This is a genomic window from Polaromonas sp., assembly GCF_016185115.1.
GTDB lineage: Bacteria > Pseudomonadota > Gammaproteobacteria > Burkholderiales > Burkholderiaceae_C > Polaromonas.
This window is the reverse complement of the sequence record NZ_JACPOF010000004.1, coordinates 103,296-117,969: the sequence shown is the minus strand read 5'-3', so window position 1 is coordinate 117,969 and position 14,674 is coordinate 103,296. Positions and strand designations below refer to the sequence as shown.

At 58.1% G+C, this 14,674-nt stretch carries 15 protein-coding genes; all 15 read right to left on the bottom strand.

Features of this window, described 5'->3' with window-relative positions; genetic code table 11:
• Window positions 1-295 precede the first annotated feature (295 nt).
• Window positions 296-1,081: an RNA methyltransferase gene (locus tag HYX42_RS01305; protein ID WP_293398794.1), complete on the bottom strand. Its 786-nt coding sequence runs from the start codon at window positions 1,079-1,081 to the stop codon at window positions 296-298.
• Window positions 1,078-1,695 (bottom strand): ribonuclease HII, encoded by a 618-nt coding sequence (gene rnhB, locus HYX42_RS01300; RefSeq protein WP_293398793.1) that lies wholly within the window; start codon window positions 1,693-1,695, stop codon window positions 1,078-1,080. The genes HYX42_RS01305 and rnhB overlap by 4 nt, the downstream gene beginning before the upstream one ends.
• Window positions 1,667-2,797 carry a lipid-A-disaccharide synthase gene (gene lpxB, locus HYX42_RS01295; protein WP_293399989.1) on the bottom strand — a complete coding sequence of 377 codons (1,131 nt, stop codon included), beginning with the start codon at window positions 2,795-2,797 and terminating at the stop codon, window positions 1,667-1,669. The genes rnhB and lpxB overlap by 29 nt, the downstream gene beginning before the upstream one ends.
• 94 nt (window positions 2,798-2,891) lie before the next feature.
• On the bottom strand, window positions 2,892-3,704 hold the full coding sequence (lpxA, locus tag HYX42_RS01290; protein ID WP_293398792.1) for an acyl-ACP--UDP-N-acetylglucosamine O-acyltransferase: 813 nt from the start codon (window positions 3,702-3,704) through the stop codon (window positions 2,892-2,894).
• A gap of 13 nt (window positions 3,705-3,717) precedes the next feature.
• On the bottom strand, window positions 3,718-4,158 hold the full coding sequence (fabZ, locus tag HYX42_RS01285; RefSeq protein WP_293398791.1) for a 3-hydroxyacyl-ACP dehydratase FabZ: 441 nt from the start codon (window positions 4,156-4,158) through the stop codon (window positions 3,718-3,720).
• Entirely contained in the window at window positions 4,155-5,222 is a 1,068-nt protein-coding gene (gene lpxD, locus HYX42_RS01280; RefSeq protein WP_293398790.1) for a UDP-3-O-(3-hydroxymyristoyl)glucosamine N-acyltransferase, read from the bottom strand. The genes fabZ and lpxD overlap by 4 nt, the downstream gene beginning before the upstream one ends.
• Window positions 5,223-5,261: 39 nt before the next feature.
• Complete coding sequence (locus HYX42_RS01275; RefSeq protein ID WP_293398789.1) at window positions 5,262-5,774, bottom strand: OmpH family outer membrane protein; 513 nt, start codon at window positions 5,772-5,774, stop codon at window positions 5,262-5,264.
• Window positions 5,774-8,074, bottom strand: a complete 2,301-nt coding sequence (bamA, locus tag HYX42_RS01270) for an outer membrane protein assembly factor BamA (RefSeq protein ID WP_293398788.1) — start codon at window positions 8,072-8,074, stop codon at window positions 5,774-5,776. Before bamA ends, HYX42_RS01275 begins: the two co-directional genes overlap by 1 nt.
• Window positions 8,075-8,109: 35 nt before the next feature.
• A complete protein-coding gene (rseP, locus tag HYX42_RS01265; RefSeq protein ID WP_293398787.1) occupies window positions 8,110-9,501 on the bottom strand; it encodes an RIP metalloprotease RseP in 1,392 nt (463 codons plus the stop codon).
• Window position 9,502: 1 nt separating this feature from the next.
• Entirely contained in the window at window positions 9,503-10,690 is a 1,188-nt protein-coding gene (ispC, locus tag HYX42_RS01260) for a 1-deoxy-D-xylulose-5-phosphate reductoisomerase (RefSeq protein ID WP_293398786.1), read from the bottom strand.
• Window positions 10,687-11,547, bottom strand: a complete 861-nt coding sequence (locus HYX42_RS01255; protein ID WP_293398785.1) for a phosphatidate cytidylyltransferase — start codon at window positions 11,545-11,547, stop codon at window positions 10,687-10,689. The genes ispC and HYX42_RS01255 overlap by 4 nt, the downstream gene beginning before the upstream one ends.
• A complete protein-coding gene (uppS, locus tag HYX42_RS01250) occupies window positions 11,547-12,302 on the bottom strand; it encodes a polyprenyl diphosphate synthase (protein WP_293398784.1) in 756 nt (251 codons plus the stop codon). Before uppS ends, HYX42_RS01255 begins: the two co-directional genes overlap by 1 nt.
• 28 nt (window positions 12,303-12,330) lie before the next feature.
• Window positions 12,331-12,891 carry a ribosome recycling factor gene (gene frr / locus HYX42_RS01245; RefSeq protein WP_293398783.1) on the bottom strand — a complete coding sequence of 187 codons (561 nt, stop codon included), beginning with the start codon at window positions 12,889-12,891 and terminating at the stop codon, window positions 12,331-12,333.
• A gap of 60 nt (window positions 12,892-12,951) precedes the next feature.
• Window positions 12,952-13,662 (bottom strand): UMP kinase, encoded by a 711-nt coding sequence (gene pyrH / locus HYX42_RS01240; RefSeq protein WP_293398782.1) that lies wholly within the window; start codon window positions 13,660-13,662, stop codon window positions 12,952-12,954.
• Window positions 13,663-13,725: 63 nt separating this feature from the next.
• Window positions 13,726-14,640, bottom strand: coding sequence for a translation elongation factor Ts (tsf, locus tag HYX42_RS01235; protein ID WP_293398781.1), 915 nt, complete (start codon window positions 14,638-14,640; stop codon window positions 13,726-13,728).
• Window positions 14,641-14,674 lie beyond the last annotated feature (34 nt).

Sequence of the window (14,674 nt, the reverse complement as noted above, 5' to 3'; positions counted from 1 at the left end):
CGCTGCGCCTGCGGCCTGGCGAAGCCAGTTCCGCGGCCCCTGCTTGCGAAGAAGAGCCCCCACGGTCGCTCACTTCGTGTAGCTCCCTGCCCCCCGAGGGGGCCGCTGCGCCTGCGGCCTGGCGAAGCCAGTTCCGCGGCCCCTGCTTGCGAAGAAGAGCCCCCACGGTCGCTCACTTCGTGTAGCTCCCTGCCCCCCGAGGGGGCCGCTGCGCCTGCGGCCGGCAAAGCCGGACCGCGGCCCCTGCTTGCGAAAACCTTCTTCGCTTTAAATACGCCCTGCCTGGTAAATCCAGCTAGCTGCGTGAAATCGAGCTCGCATACAGGCAAATCGCCGCCGCTGCCGCCACATTGAGGGATTCTTCGCCTCCAGGCTGATCAATGCGCACCCTGAATGCCGAGCGCTCCATCAGCGCGTCGCTGACGCCCTGGCCCTCATGGCCCATGGCCCAGGCACACGGCATGGGCAGCTTTTGCTGGTGAAGCAAAGCCCCCTGGTGGGAGCTTGTGACCACAATGGGCACTGCCAGGCCGTTCAAGGCCTCGATCTCAACGCTTTCGACAAGCCGCAGCGCAAAATGCGCGCCCATGCCGGCACGCAGGACCTTGGGGGACCACAGGGCTGCCGTGCCCTTGAGGGCAATGACCTGCCCAAAACCAAAGGCCGCAGCGCTGCGCAAAATGGAGCCGACATTACCGGCATCCTGCACCCGGTCAAGAATGACGGAAGCCTTGCCGGGATCCAATGGCAACTCCACCGGCAAATCCAGCACAAACCCCATGGCGGCAGGTGACTCCAGGCCGCTGATCTCGGGCAGCAGTGCGTCAGGTATGACTATGTTTTTGGCAGCGGAGCGCGCGAGTTCAGCAGGTGCCACCGGCCAGAACGACTCTGAAAAAACAGCCACGGCGGGCAGCATGCCGCGTGCCAGGGCAGCCCGGCAAAGGTGATCGCCTTCAAGCCAGACGCGGCCATGCTTGCGGTAGGCCGTGCTGTCGCCCGAGAGCTTGCGTATTTCCCTGATCAGCGGGTTATCGCGGGAAGTGACGCTTATCGTCGGCACGGCACCGGAGCCCGTCACCTCAAAACCTCTGCAACCGGCCCAAACGAGCGGCGGTGCTGTGGACAGGCGCCATGCTCCCGCAGGGCGGCGAGGTGTTCTGCAGTTCCATAGCCCTTGTGGTCGGCAAAGCCATATTGCGGGTATTGCAGGTGGAACTCGGCGCACCAGCGGTCACGGTAAACCTTGGCGAGTATGGAGGCTGCAGAAATGGACGGCACCAGCGCATCGCCACCCACAATGGCCTCCGAAAGAATCACAAGGGTGGGCAGGCGGTTGCCATCGACCAGCACCTTGTTGGGCTTGAGGCGCAGCCCCTCTACCGCACGTTTCATGGCCAGCATGGTGGCCTGCAGAATGTTGAGGTTGTCAATTTCTTCGGCGGTGGCCAGGGCAATCGAATGACACAGCGCCTTGGCGCGTATCTCGTCGTAAAGCTTTTCCCGCTTGAGGGCCGTCAGCTTTTTTGAATCGGCCAGGCCCTTGATGGGGTTCAACTCATCAAGGATGACGGCGGCGGCCACAACCGGCCCCATCAGCGGGCCACGGCCGGCCTCATCCACACCGGCCATCAGCCCCGGAATATCCCAGGAAAACGCTGCCTGCTCAGCCTTCAAGAATTTTCTGGATCGCATCGGTTGCCAATTTTGACGTATCGCGTTGCAACGCTGCATGCAACGCAGTAAATCTTTGTTCCACGGCCGCTATTTTGTCAGGCGCTGATGATCTGGCATCCAGCCAATGCAGGACGGCCGCCGACAGCGCCTCGGGCGTGGCAGCATCCTGCAATAACTCGGGCACCACAAAATCCTGGCAAAGGATATTGGGCAGACCCACCCATGGCTGGAGCTTTTTGCGACGCATGATCTGCCATGACAGCCAGTTCATGTTGTAGGCAATCACCATGGGGCGCTTGAAAAGCGCGGCCTCAAGTGTGGCGGTGCCGCTGGCAATCAGCGTGACATCACAGGCAGCCAGCACGTCATGGGACCTTCCTTCAACAATCTGAAGATGCGGACCCATGCCATTTTCAAATGCAATCTGCTCAATCATGCCTTTGAGCAAGGGCACTGCGGGCACCACAAATTTGACAGACGCTCTTGCTTTTCGAATCAGGGCGGCGGCCCGAAAGAACCTTGACGCAAGGTACTGGATTTCAGATTTTCTGCTCCCCGGCAGGATGGCGACGACCAGGTCTTCATTCAGCAGGCCCAGCGCTTGACGTGCTCGTACGCGATCCGGCTGCATAGGGATGACCCCTGCCAGGGGATGGCCCACATAGGTGGCAGATATGCCATGCGAAGCCAGCAAGGCGGGTTCAAACGGAAAAATGCACAGCACATGATCCACGCTGCGCCTGATTTTTTCGATGCGTTCAGCACGCCATGCCCAGACCGAGGGACTTACAAAATGCACGGTCTTGATGCCCTGGCTTTTCAGGTCTGCCTCAAGGTCGAGATTGAAGTCGGGCGCATCGACGCCAACGAAAATATCTGGCGGATCCTGCAACAGGCGCTGCTTCAGTTGCTTGCGTATGCCCACGATCTCCCGGTAGTGCCGCAGTACTTCCACATACCCCCGCACAGCCAGCTTTTCGCTGGGCCACCAGGCATCAAAGCCGCGCCTGATCATGTTAGGACCGCCAATTCCTGCAGAGCGCATTGATGGCCAACGGGACTTGAATCCGTCAAGCAGCAGCCCGGCAAGAAGGTCGCCAGAGGTCTCACCGGCGACCATGGCGATTTGGGGTGTCATGGGATGAACAGGTTCAGACCCGTCTTTGCCAGCGTCGCCCCGGACCGGCAAAGGCATCGAACCTGCGGGCATGGGACTAGCGCACAATGCCGCGGTGCGGCGAGGTGTGATCCAGGAAGGATGTCATCATCTGCACATCCTGCTCAGCTTCAGGGTGTTTGTCGGTCAAACCGGCAATCCGCAGCTTCGCCTGCTCCAGCGTGAGGTCTTCGCGATAGAGGGCCTTGTGCATGGCCTTCACGGCTGCGATGCGATCCGGCGAAAACCCACGGCGGCGCAAGCCTTCAAAATTCATCGAACGCGCTTCCGCCGGTTGCCCCTGGGTCATGACAAAGGGTGGCAGGTCTGCAAACAGCAGGGAACACATGGCAGTCATGCTGTGGGCACCCAGGCGCACGAACTGATGCACAACGGTAAAACCACCCAGAATGACCCAGTCACCCACATGCACATGCCCGGCCAGTTGCGAGTTGTTGGCAAAGATGGTGTTATTGCCAACCTGGCAGTCATGCGCCAGGTGTACGTAGGCCATGATCCAGTTGTCATTGCCCACACGTGTCACGCCGGCATCGCCGGGAGAACCTATGTTGAAGGTGCAAAACTCCCTGACGGTATTGCGATCACCAATGACAAGCTCGCAGGGCTCGCCCGCATACTTCTTGTCCTGGGGAATGGCTCCCAGGGAGTTGAACTGGAAGATCCGGTTATCACGACCAATGGTGGTGTGGCCTTCAATCACGCAATGCGCACCAATGGTGGTGCCCGCGCCCACTTTCACGTGCGGGCCAATGACCGTGTAAGGGCCTACGCTGACGGAACTGTCGAGTTCCGCCTTCGAATCTACCAGGGCCGTGGGGTGTATGCCCGTCACGGAAACGCTCTGAGTCATTTACTGCGCCCGCTCAGGCAATGGTTCGCATGGTGCACATGAGTTCTGCTTCACATGCAACGTTTTCACCCACGCGCGTGACGCCCTTGAACTTGAAAATGCCGGCCTTCATGCGGTCCAGGGTCACATCCATGATGAGCTGGTCACCGGGCTCCACCGGCCGCTTGAAGCGTGCGCCATCAATGCCTGCGAAGTAATAGACCGTCTTGTCGTCAGGCGTAACCCCGAGCGTGTCAAACGCCAGCAGCGCCGCTACCTGGGCCATGGCTTCAAGCATCAACACACCGGGCATCACCGGCCGGTGAGGAAAGTGGCCAACAAAAAATGGCTCATTGATCGTGACATTCTTCAACGCCTTGATACTTTTGCCTTTTTCAATTTCCAGAACACGATCCACCAGCAGGAATGGATAGCGGTGCGGCAATTGTTTGAGAATCTGGTGAATGTCCATCATGATTTTTCTTCGGTGTGTTTCAGCTGGCCTGCAAGTGATCGCTCGATCACCTTGAGCCTGTCCCGCAGCGTATGCAGTTGCTTGAGCGTGGCGGCATTTTTTTCCCAGGCAGCATTGTCGTCTATAGGAAAGAGCCCGGTGTAATTGCCGGGCTTGAGAATTGAGCGCGTGACAACGGATGCTGCAGAGACATGAACATGGTCTGCAAGCGTCAGGTGCCCCAGCACCACGGCCCCGCCGCCTATGGTGCAGTGGCGTCCGATGCGCGCACTGCCGGCAACGCCGACACATCCGGCCATGGCGGTGTGTTCACCGACGTGCACGTTGTGCCCTATCTGTATCAGGTTGTCCAGCTTGACGCCGTCCCCGATCACTGTGTCCTGCAGTGCGCCACGGTCAATGCATGTGTTGGCGCCGATTTCCACATCATTGCCAATACGAACCGACCCAAGCTGTTCAATCTTTTCCCACTGGCCGTCATGCGGCGCAAAACCGAATCCGTCGGCCCCTATCACCGCGCCCGGATGCAAGATGCAACGTTCGCCAATCCTGCATCCGTCGAGGATGGTGACCCGTGCGGCAAGGCGGCTGTCCTTGCCAATCGTGGCATGTGCACCAACAAAGGCATGCGCCCCGATATGAACGCCTGCAGCAATGTCTGCACCCGGGCCAATGGAGGCAAACGCTCCAACCGAAACATTTTCGGCGACCCTGGCTGCCGGATCAATGAATGCCGTCGGATGTATGAATGGCAAGGACGCAGGAGACAGGTGCTGCTTCCATATCTGCGTGATGCGCGCAAAGTAGCGGTAGGGATCGTCAACAACAATGCACGCACCCCGCCTGATGGCTGCGTCTTCAGCCAACGGTGACACGACCACACAACCCGCCTTGCAATCAGCCAGCTGGCCCGTGTATTTCGGATGGCTAAGGAAAGTCAGATCATGACCGGTGGCCATGTCCAGAGTCGACAAACCTTCAATCTGGATGCCGGAATCGCCTAACAGTCGGGCATCAAACTCGCCAGCCAGCGACTCCACGATGGCGGCGAGTTTGAGCGTCACGCTTCACCCGCCGGGCAAGGCCAGTAACTACTGCGCAGCTTACCTGCCGCCCGCGGCATTCAATGCCCTGAGCACTTTGTCAGTAATGTCATGCTTGGGGTTGACATAGACCGCTTCCTGAATGATCAGGTCGTACTTTTCAGCCTCGGCAAGGGTTTTGACGACACGATTGGCACGCTCTATGACCTGCTGAAGCTCTTCATTCTTGCGGGCATTGAGGTCTTCCTGGAACTCGCGGCGCTTGCGCTGAAAATCACGGTCCTGATCGACGAGCTGTTTCTGCCGTGTGTTTCTCTGTGTTTCAGACAAGGTTGGTGCTTCGCGCTCGAACTTGTCCGACAGCGTCTTGAGCTGCGTCGCAACATCGTTCAGTTCCTTGTCGCGTTTGCCAAACTCGGCTTCAAGCTTGGTTTGTGCCGCTTTTGCAGAATTGGCTTCCCGAAAAATCCTGTCCAGATTGACGATCCCGACCTTGAATTCCTGGGCAGAAGCGGAAAACCCTGCCACTGCAATCAAAGAGCCCAAAAGTAGTTGGCGTGAGATATTCATCATTAGAAAGATGTACCGATCTGGAATTGAAAACGCTCTATTCTATCGCCAACTTTTTTCCTGATGGGGTTTGCGATACCCAGGCGCAAAGGGCCCACAGGCGAGATCCAGCTGACGCCTATACCCACTGAAGCCCGGAGCTCGCTGACGCTGTATTTCTGATTTTCACCGAACACATTACCTGCGTCTATAAATGCAAACATGCGCAGTGTGCGGTCATTTCCCGTGCCGGGGAATGGCGCAATCAACTCACCGTTGAGCGATATCTTCTTGGGACCGCCGAGAGCCAGATCCGAGGCGTCCCGTGGACCCAGAGAGCCCTGCTGGAAGCCACGCACCGATCCAAGGCCACCTGACGAGAAATTCTTGAAGATCGGGAACGGCCGATTATCCAGACCCTTGCCCCAACCCAACTCCGCATTCAGCGCTACCGTATATTGTTTGTTTAGTGGTATGTACTGCTGGACTTGATAATTCCCCCGCACATATCGGGCCTCACCAGCGACGCCCCACTCTCCGAAAGCACGCTGATAACGCCCTTTTGTGGGTACCAGCGCACTGTCACGGTCATCCCGCGTCCAGCCTACTGTCAGGGGCACCGATGAGCTGGTGAATCCGAACTGGTTAGCGTAGGCCAAATAGGTTGTTGGCAAAGGATTGATCCCGGACTCAATAGTCAGGCGCTCATAGCCACCGCCAAAATAAACTGTGTCAGTTTCACTAAACGGCACGCCGAAGCGCAAGCTGGCACCTGTGGTTTTCAAACCATAGTCGCCGCCCTGCCCATCAAGCGGACGGGTAGTTCGAAAATACAGATCTAACGACCTCGATATGCCATCCGCCGTGAAATATGGATCTACGGTGGTTAAAACCAGGGTTCGGTACAACTTGCTGGTGTTCACCTCCACGCCGAGGTAGTTACCGGAACCAAATATGTTTTCTTGCTTCACACCAAAGCTCAAAGACAGTTTCTCTCCACTTGAGAATCCCGCACCTAGCTGCATATTGCCGGTAGGCTTCTCGACAACTGTCACAGCCACATCAACCTGATCCTGCGTTCCACTTACATCCTGCGTATCAACGGTGACATCCGTAAAAAAGCCAAGGCGGTCCACACGGTCACGAGACAGGCGAATCTTGTCACCGTCATACCATGACGATTCGAACTGCCTGAATTCGCGGCGAATCACTTCATCGCGGGTGCGATTGTTGCCCGAGACATTGATACGCCGCACATAGGCACGCCTCGAAGGCTCACCCTGCAATACAAGCGATACCCGGTTGTTGACGCGGTCGATTTCCGGAACTGCCTCCACCCGCGCAAACGCAAAACCGAAGGTACCAAAATAATCCGTGAACGCCTTGGTCGTCGCCGCGACGGTATCGGCGTTGTAGGCTTCACCGGGCTTGATAGTGACAAGGGATTTGAACTCGTCTTCCTTGTTGATGAAATTGCCTTCAAGCTTGACGCCAGAAACAATAAACCGCTCACCCTCGCTGATGTTGATGGTGATGCTGACGTCCTGCTTGTCCGGAGAGATCGCAACCTGGGTTGAATCAATCCTGAATTCCAGATAGCCACGCGACAGGTAATAAGAGCGCAGCGTTTCGATATCCGCATTCAGCTTGGTGCGCGAATAACGGTCTGATTTTGTGTACCAGCTCATCCAGCCGCCGGTGTCCAGGTCAAACAGGTCGCGCAGGGTGCCTTCGCTGAATGCCTTGTTGCCGACGATGCGGATCTCCTTGATCTTCGCGACATCCCCCTCCACCACATTGAATGTGAGGTTGACCCGGTTACGCTCGATAGGGGTTACGGTGGTAATCACCTCCGCGCTGTACATGCTCTTGTTGATGTATTGACGCTTGAGTTCCTGCTCGGCCTTGTCAGCCAGTGCCTTGTCAAACGGCTGGCCATCGTTCAGGCCGATTTCGCGCAGTGCTTTTTTCAGCACGTCCTTGTCAAATTCCTTGGATCCGACAAAACTCACGTCGGCAATGGTGGGACGCTCTTCAACGATCACAACCAGGACATCGCCACTGACTTCAAGGCGCACATCCTTGAAAAGGCCAAGGGCAAAAAGTGCGCGAATGGCCGTTGAGCCCTTGTCGTCGCTGTAGGTTTCACCCACGCGAAATGGAAGGGAGGCAAATATGGTTCCCGGCTCGACCCGCTGAAGGCCCTCCACGCGGATGTCACGTACCGTGAAGGGATCTACTGCCCAGGCCGAGTGTGCAATCAGCAGGCTGGCCGCGATGGCAGACACCGTTCGAAGTTTGAATCGATTGAATTGTTTTTGCATGAACTTTAGGTGTTAGCCGGGTGGGAATCTGGATGCTAGCCAAAGAGCCGGGTGACATCGTTAAACAGGGCTACGGACATCATGCACAGTAGCAGGGCAACGCCACCGCGCTGCAGTCTGCCCATCCAGGCGTCTGACACCCCCCGCCCGGTGACGGCTTCCCAAAGATAATACATCAGGTGCCCACCGTCCAGAACCGGCAGCGGCAGTAAATTAAGCACGCCAAGACTGACACTGATGAGAGCCAGAAACAGCAGGTACGCGCTCCAGCCAAGGCTGGCCGATTTGCCGGCATAGTCGGCAATCGTCAGGGGACCGCTGAGATTTTTCAGGGAAGCCTGTCCGGTCACCATCTTGCCCATCATTTTCAGGGTCAGCACCGACACCTGCCAGGTCCGGACTGCCCCCTGCCACAATCCGTCAAACAGGCCGTAGCGTACGGTAACAAACACAGGCGGAGCACCGACATAGGCGCCAATGCGACCAACACCCAGCGCTCCCTCCAGGCGGACGTCAGGTGTCACTTCAAGAGAAAGGGCCTGTCCCGCCCGCAAAAGCTGCCATGTCTGCGTTATGGCACCCGTTGAATTGCTGCCTTGCGATACAGATGATCGAATGGCTTCACGCAACTGCTGACCATCCACAATAACCGTGTTACCAATACGCCGCACCACGTCTCCCGCACGCAAACCGGCCCTGGCCGCCGCACTGCCGGCCATCACCTCCCCGATAAGCGGACTGGTCCACGGACCCAGAATGCCGATCTTGCGGAACTGCTGCGCATCTGCATCGCTGGCATTCAACTCCGCCATTTTCAGGACGACTTCCTTGACGGGAAGCGCGTCTGCCTCCTGCGGATTGACATTGGCGCTGACAGCCAGACGTACATCCCGGCCATTGAGCGCCCCCTGCGTCAGGCGCCACCTCAGGTCTTCGAAAGAGCGGACATCCTCAAGCGCATCGCCGTCAAACGCGGCCTGACGGACAAGGTCTTCACCGCGCAGGCCTGCCCGATCGGCAATCGAGCCGGCAACAGGGCTGGCCAGAACGGCTTTCGGCTCCTGCAGGCCAATCCAGTTGACCACGCTGTAAAGAAGTACGGCGAGCAGCAGGTTTGCGATAGGGCCTGCAGCGACAACGGCAGCACGTGATTTGAGAGGCTGTGTATTGAAAGCCAGATGCCGTTCGGCGGGATCCACCGGACCCTCACGCTCATCCAGCATCTTCACGTAACCACCCAATGGCAACATGGCGATGGAAAATTCGGTTGGTTTGCCCTTGAGCCGCCAGGTGTAGATCGGTTTGCCGAAACCGATCGAGTACTTCAATACCTTGATCCCGCAGGCAACGGCGACCCGGTAATGACCGTATTCATGCACCGCAATCAGCAAGCCCAGGGCAACCAGAAAAGCAATCACAGTCAACATCTCAAAACTCCAGTTGTCCGGCGATATCACCGGCCACAGAACGCGCCTCGGCGTCAAGCGCGAGCAGGTCATCAATTCCGTGGATGTCGGATACGGAAAGCCTGTCCAAAGTTGCAAGGTTTACAGAGTGGATCTGGTCAAACCGTATGCGCTTCTCAAGGAACTTTGCAACAGCGATCTCATTTGCGGCATTGAGTATGGCTGTCGTACCGACCGGCGCGGCGAGCACGTCCCATGCCAGTTGCAGGCCAGGAAACCGAGCGTGATCAGGCACTTCAAACGTCATGTTGGCCATGGCACGAAAATCGAGCGCCTGCGCCCCGGAGGCAATACGGCCAGGCCAGGCCAGGCCGTAGGCAATAGGCACCCGCATGTCGGGGCACCCCAACTGGGCCACGACAGAAGTATCCAGGTACTGCACCATGGAGTGAATGACGCTCTGCGGGTGTATCACCACCTCAATCTGCGAAGGCGCCAGCCCGAAAAGGTACCTGGCCTCAATGACTTCCAGCGCCTTGTTCATCATGGTCGCAGAGTCAACCGAGATTTTCCGGCCCATGACCCAGTTCGGATGAGCGCAAGCCTCCTCGGGCGTCACGTCGCGCAAGGTGGCCGGGTCGCGTGTGCGAAACGGCCCGCCCGACGCAGTCAGAATGATTTTCTCTACCCGTTCAGGCCAGGTAGACGGATCTTCGGGAAGAGACTGGAACACCGCCGAATGTTCGCTGTCGATAGGCAGCAACTGGGCACCACCGCTACGGACAGCATCAAGGAAAATTTCACCCCCAACAACCAGCGCCTCCTTGTTCGCAAGCAGCAGGCGCTTGCCCGACCTGGCCGCAGCCATGCAGGGCTCAAGGCCAGCCGCACCCACAATCGCAGCCATGACCGCATCCACATCATCATGGGAGGCAATCTGCGACAGGGCACCCTGCCCCTGCACAACTTCCGTCTGAAGTCCGTTCTGTTTCAGCTTTTCAGCAAGCAGCACTGCGTGCGGCGCACTTGCCATGACCACATAACGCGGCGTGAACTGCCGGCACTGCCCCAGCATGAGTTCGACCTGGGTCGAGGCGCTCAGCGCAAAAACTTCGAATCGATCCCTGTGGGCGGCGATGACATCCAGTGTATTGACACCAACGGAACCTGTGGAGCCCAGTACCGTGACGCGCTGTTTGCGCACGCTCATGGAACGGCCAGGTTGATCAGCATCATGGCCAGCGGCAGGGTGGGCAACAAGGCATCCACGCGATCAAGCACCCCGCCATGGCCGGGCAGCAAATTACTGGAATCCTTGGCGCCCGCGCTGCGCTTGATCAACGACTCGACCAGATCGCCCACCACACTCATGGCCGCCATGAAGATGGCAGACACCAGCAGAACGAGCAGGCCGTGCTGCGACCATAGACGGCCATAAAGGCTGGCAGTTCCGGCCACACCCGACTGGCGCTCGAACAATCCCCAGGCGAGAGCCAGCACAACCACCCCAGCCATACCGCCCCAGACACCCTCCCAGCTCTTGCCGGGACTGATGGCAGGCGCAAGCTTGCCCTTGCTGAAACGCCCGCCAAAGGCGCGGCCTGCAAAGTAGGCAAAAATGTCGGCGACCCAGACCAGCAGCAACACCGACAGCAGGAAACTGATGCCCATGACACGCGCCTGGGAAATGGCCAGCCAGGCCAGCCAGAGCGCAAAAATCCCGGCAGGGATGCGTATCGCCCGGGGTATGGTTGACCAACCAGTCACGCCGCCGCGCAACAGCCAGGCGCCGGCCAACACCCAGGCAGCGCCTGCAAGGGTCCAGAGCAGCGGCAAGGACTTCGTCAGCAGTCCGGCGTACCAGGCGGCAGCACACAACACCACAGAAACTGCGCCCAGCACCAGGGACTGATTCTGGCTGCAGCCATTGAGTTTGCCCCACTCCCAGGCCCCGGCCGCTATCAGCAGCAGCGCCAGCAGGCAGAAAGGTGCGGGTGATGGGTAAAAAAGTGCGGGCAGCAGTACGGCCAGCAAAACAATCGCGGTGATCACACGCTGCCTGAGCATCAGGTCACCTTTTCCTTTGAAGTCGGGCTCACCGCGGATTTGCGCCCCTCCAGCTGCGCAGAGGTCTGTCCAAACCGCCTCTCGCGGCTTTGAAAGATGGCGATGGCCTCATCGAGCGCCGCTTCGTCAAAGTCTGGCCAGAGCCGGTCGGAAAAATGGAGCTCGGAATAAGCCGCCTGCCATAGCAGAAAATTGCTGATACGCAGTTCTCCCCCGGTGCGTATCAGCAGGTCCGGATCAGGCACATGAGCCAGGGCCATGGCCCTGTCCAGCGACATCTCCGTAATTTCCTGGCCGGCTTTCATCAGTTTTTGGGCTGCCTGGGCAATGTCCCAGCGGCCGCCATAGTTGAAGCAGACATTGAAGACAAGCCGGGTGTTGTCAGAGGTCGCGAGTTCTGCCTGTGCAAGACCCTCTTGTACTTTTTCAGAAAGCCGGGTGCGGTCGCCCACAAAATAAATGCGCACGCCATTGGCCTTGAGCCGGGGCATCTCACGCGACAGGGAGAAAGCCAGCAGTTCCATCAGGCCCGAAACCTCGTCGGAAGGACGGTTCCAGTTTTCGGACGAAAAGGCAAAAACAGTCAGCACGCCAATGCCGCGGTCCATGCATGCCTGAACGCAGCGGCTCAGCGAATCCACGCCCTGCTTGTGGCCAGCTACGCGCGGTAAAAATCGTTTGGTGGCCCATCGCCCATTGCCATCCATCACGATGGCGACATGGTGCGGGACGGCTGTGGACTTTGGCTTGGCCATTGTTTTGATCAGGTTGATTTAACCGTGATCAAACTGCCATGATGTCTTGTTCCTTGCTGGCGACAAGCTTGTCAACTTCAGCGATGAACCTGTCCGTGAATTTCTGGACTTCGTCCTGCGAACGGCGCTCATCGTCTTCTGAGATTTCCTTGTCCTTGAGCAGCCTTTTGACATGGTCGTTGGCATCGCGGCGCAGGTTGCGCACGGCGACCTTGGCATGCTCCCCTTCGCTGCGAACAACCTTGGTGAGTTCCTTTCGGCGCTCTTCCGTCATGGCCGGCATGGGCACGCGAATCAGGTCGCCCTGCGCTGCGGGGTTAAGGCCCAAATCCGAATCACGAATCGCCTTTTCAATCTTCGGCCCCATGCCTTTTTCCCAGGGCGCGACACTGACGGTGCGCGCATCAAGCAGCGACACGTTGGCCACCTGGCTGATGGGAACCATGGAGCCGTAGTAATCAACCTGCACGGTATCCAGGATGCCAGGATTGGCGCGGCCGGTACGGATTTTGGACAGGCTGTTTTTGAACGCCTCCATCGACTGCTGCATCTTCTGCTCTGCGGTTTGCTTGATCTCGGCAATGCTCATGATTTCGGACTCCGGATGTCTGTGAGATGGAAAGTCTGATGCTCTCTGCTTAAGTCGGTCTTAAACGTGGACCAGCGTGCCCTCGTCTTCACCCATCACGACGCGCTTGAGGGCACCGTGCTTGAAAATGCTGAAAACCTTGATGGGCAGCTTCTGGTCACGGCACAGCGCAAACGCCGTGGCGTCCATGACTTCGAGGTTTTTGCCCATGGCTTCATCAAACGTGATGTTCGCATAACGTGTAGCGGCCGGGTCTTTTTTCGGGTCAGCCGTGTACACGCCATCAACCTTGGTGGCTTTCAGCACGATTTCAGCGCCGATTTCAGCGCCGCGCAAGGCGGCGGCAGTATCGGTCGTGAAAAAAGGATTGCCCGTACCCGCGGCGAAGATGACAACCTTGCCTTCTTCAAGATACTGAAGCGCCTTGGGACGTACGTAAGGCTCAACGACACGTTCGATGCCGATGGCGGACATCACACGGGCGATCAGCCCGGCCTTGTCCATGGTATCGCCCAGTGCCAGGGCATTCATGACGGTTGCCAGCATGCCCATGTAGTCTGCGGTGGCGCGGTCCATACCGACCGAACCGCCCGCCACACCGCGAAAAATATTGCCGCCGCCTATGACCACGGCCACTTCAACACCCATGCGGGTGACCTCGGCGATTTCTTCAACCATGCGCACGATGGTCGCGCGGTTGATGCCGAAGGCATCGTCCCCCATCAAGGCCTCACCTGACAGTTTTAACAAGATTCGCTTGTAGGCTGGCATGTAGGCGCTTTCTGGAGGTTGGGTTATTTGAAGTTTAGCGGCCTTCCGGCTGTAGAAAAATACTCAGGCTGCCTTGGCAGCTGCGACCTGCGCCGCCACTTCGGCTGCGAAGTCGTCAACCTTCTTCTCGATGCCTTCGCCGACAACGTAAAGCGTGAAGGCTTTGACTGCAGTGCCTTTTTCCTTGAGCATCTGCTCGACGGTCTGCTTGTCGTTCTTGACGAAAGCCTGGTTGTGCAGGCTGACTTCCTTCAGGTACTTCTGGACGCCGCCCTCGATGCGCTTGGCAACGATTTCAGCGGACTGCACAGGCTTGCCTGCAGCAGTTGCAACGGCTGCATCTTCAGCGGCCTTGGCTGCTGCCACCGAACGCTCCTTGGCGACCAGTTCGGCAGGCACATCGGCGCTGGACAGCGACACCGGCTTCATGGCGGCCACGTGCATGGCAACGTCCTTGGCGGCAGTCTCATCACCGTCAAACTCGACGACCACGCCGATGCGCGTACCGTGAAGGTAAGACGCCAGCTTGTTGTCCGCGAAACGCTTGAAGCGGCGCACGCTCATGTTCTCGCCGATCTTGCCGATCAGGCCCTTGCGCACGTCTTCAACCGTCGGGCCGAAGCCGTCCAGGCTCAGGGGCATGGCGCCAACAGCAGCCACGTCAGCCGGGTTGTTCTTGACGATGCCCTTGGCAACCGCATCGGTGAATGCCAGGAAGCTGTCGTTCTTGGTCACAAAGTCGGTTTCGCAGTTGATTTCAACCAGTGCGCCCACGCCGCCTTCAGCGTGATAGGCGATCACGCCTTCAGCCGTGACACGCGATGCAGCCTTGCCGGCCTTGTTGCCCAGCTTGACGCGCAGGATTTCTTCCGCTTTTTCGAAATCACCCTCGGCTTCGGTCAAAGCCTTTTTGCATTCCATCATGGGGGCGTCGGTCTTGGCGCGCAGTTCAGCGACCATGCTTGCGGTAATAGCCATTTTTTAAATCTCCAGTTTCCGTTTGTCGTTGCAG

Bases quoted from the DNA above. Each gene is read 5' to 3' on its own strand.
- rnhB (WP_293398793.1), bottom strand. From the start codon at position 1,695: ATGCGATCCAGAAAATTCTTGAAGGCTGAGCAGGCAGCGTTTTCCTGG.
- lpxB (WP_293399989.1), bottom strand. From the start codon at position 2,797: ATGGTCGCCGGTGAGACCTCTGGCGACCTTCTTGCCGGGCTGCTGCTT.
- lpxA (WP_293398792.1), bottom strand. From the start codon at position 3,704: ATGACTCAGAGCGTTTCCGTGACGGGCATACACCCCACGGCCCTGGTA.
- fabZ (WP_293398791.1), bottom strand. From the start codon at position 4,158: ATGATGGACATTCACCAGATTCTCAAACAATTGCCGCACCGCTATCCA.
- HYX42_RS01275 (WP_293398789.1), bottom strand. From the start codon at position 5,774: ATGATGAATATCTCACGCCAACTACTTTTGGGCTCTTTGATTGCAGTG.
- bamA (WP_293398788.1), bottom strand. From the start codon at position 8,074: ATGCAAAAACAATTCAATCGATTCAAACTTCGAACGGTGTCTGCCATC.
- rseP (WP_293398787.1), bottom strand. From the start codon at position 9,501: ATGTTGACTGTGATTGCTTTTCTGGTTGCCCTGGGCTTGCTGATTGCG.
- ispC (WP_293398786.1), bottom strand. From the start codon at position 10,690: ATGAGCGTGCGCAAACAGCGCGTCACGGTACTGGGCTCCACAGGTTCC.
- HYX42_RS01255 (WP_293398785.1), bottom strand. From the start codon at position 11,547: ATGCTCAGGCAGCGTGTGATCACCGCGATTGTTTTGCTGGCCGTACTG.
- uppS (WP_293398784.1), bottom strand. From the start codon at position 12,302: ATGGCCAAGCCAAAGTCCACAGCCGTCCCGCACCATGTCGCCATCGTG.
- frr (WP_293398783.1), bottom strand. From the start codon at position 12,891: ATGAGCATTGCCGAGATCAAGCAAACCGCAGAGCAGAAGATGCAGCAG.
- pyrH (WP_293398782.1), bottom strand. From the start codon at position 13,662: ATGCCAGCCTACAAGCGAATCTTGTTAAAACTGTCAGGTGAGGCCTTG.
- tsf (WP_293398781.1), bottom strand. From the start codon at position 14,640: ATGGCTATTACCGCAAGCATGGTCGCTGAACTGCGCGCCAAGACCGAC.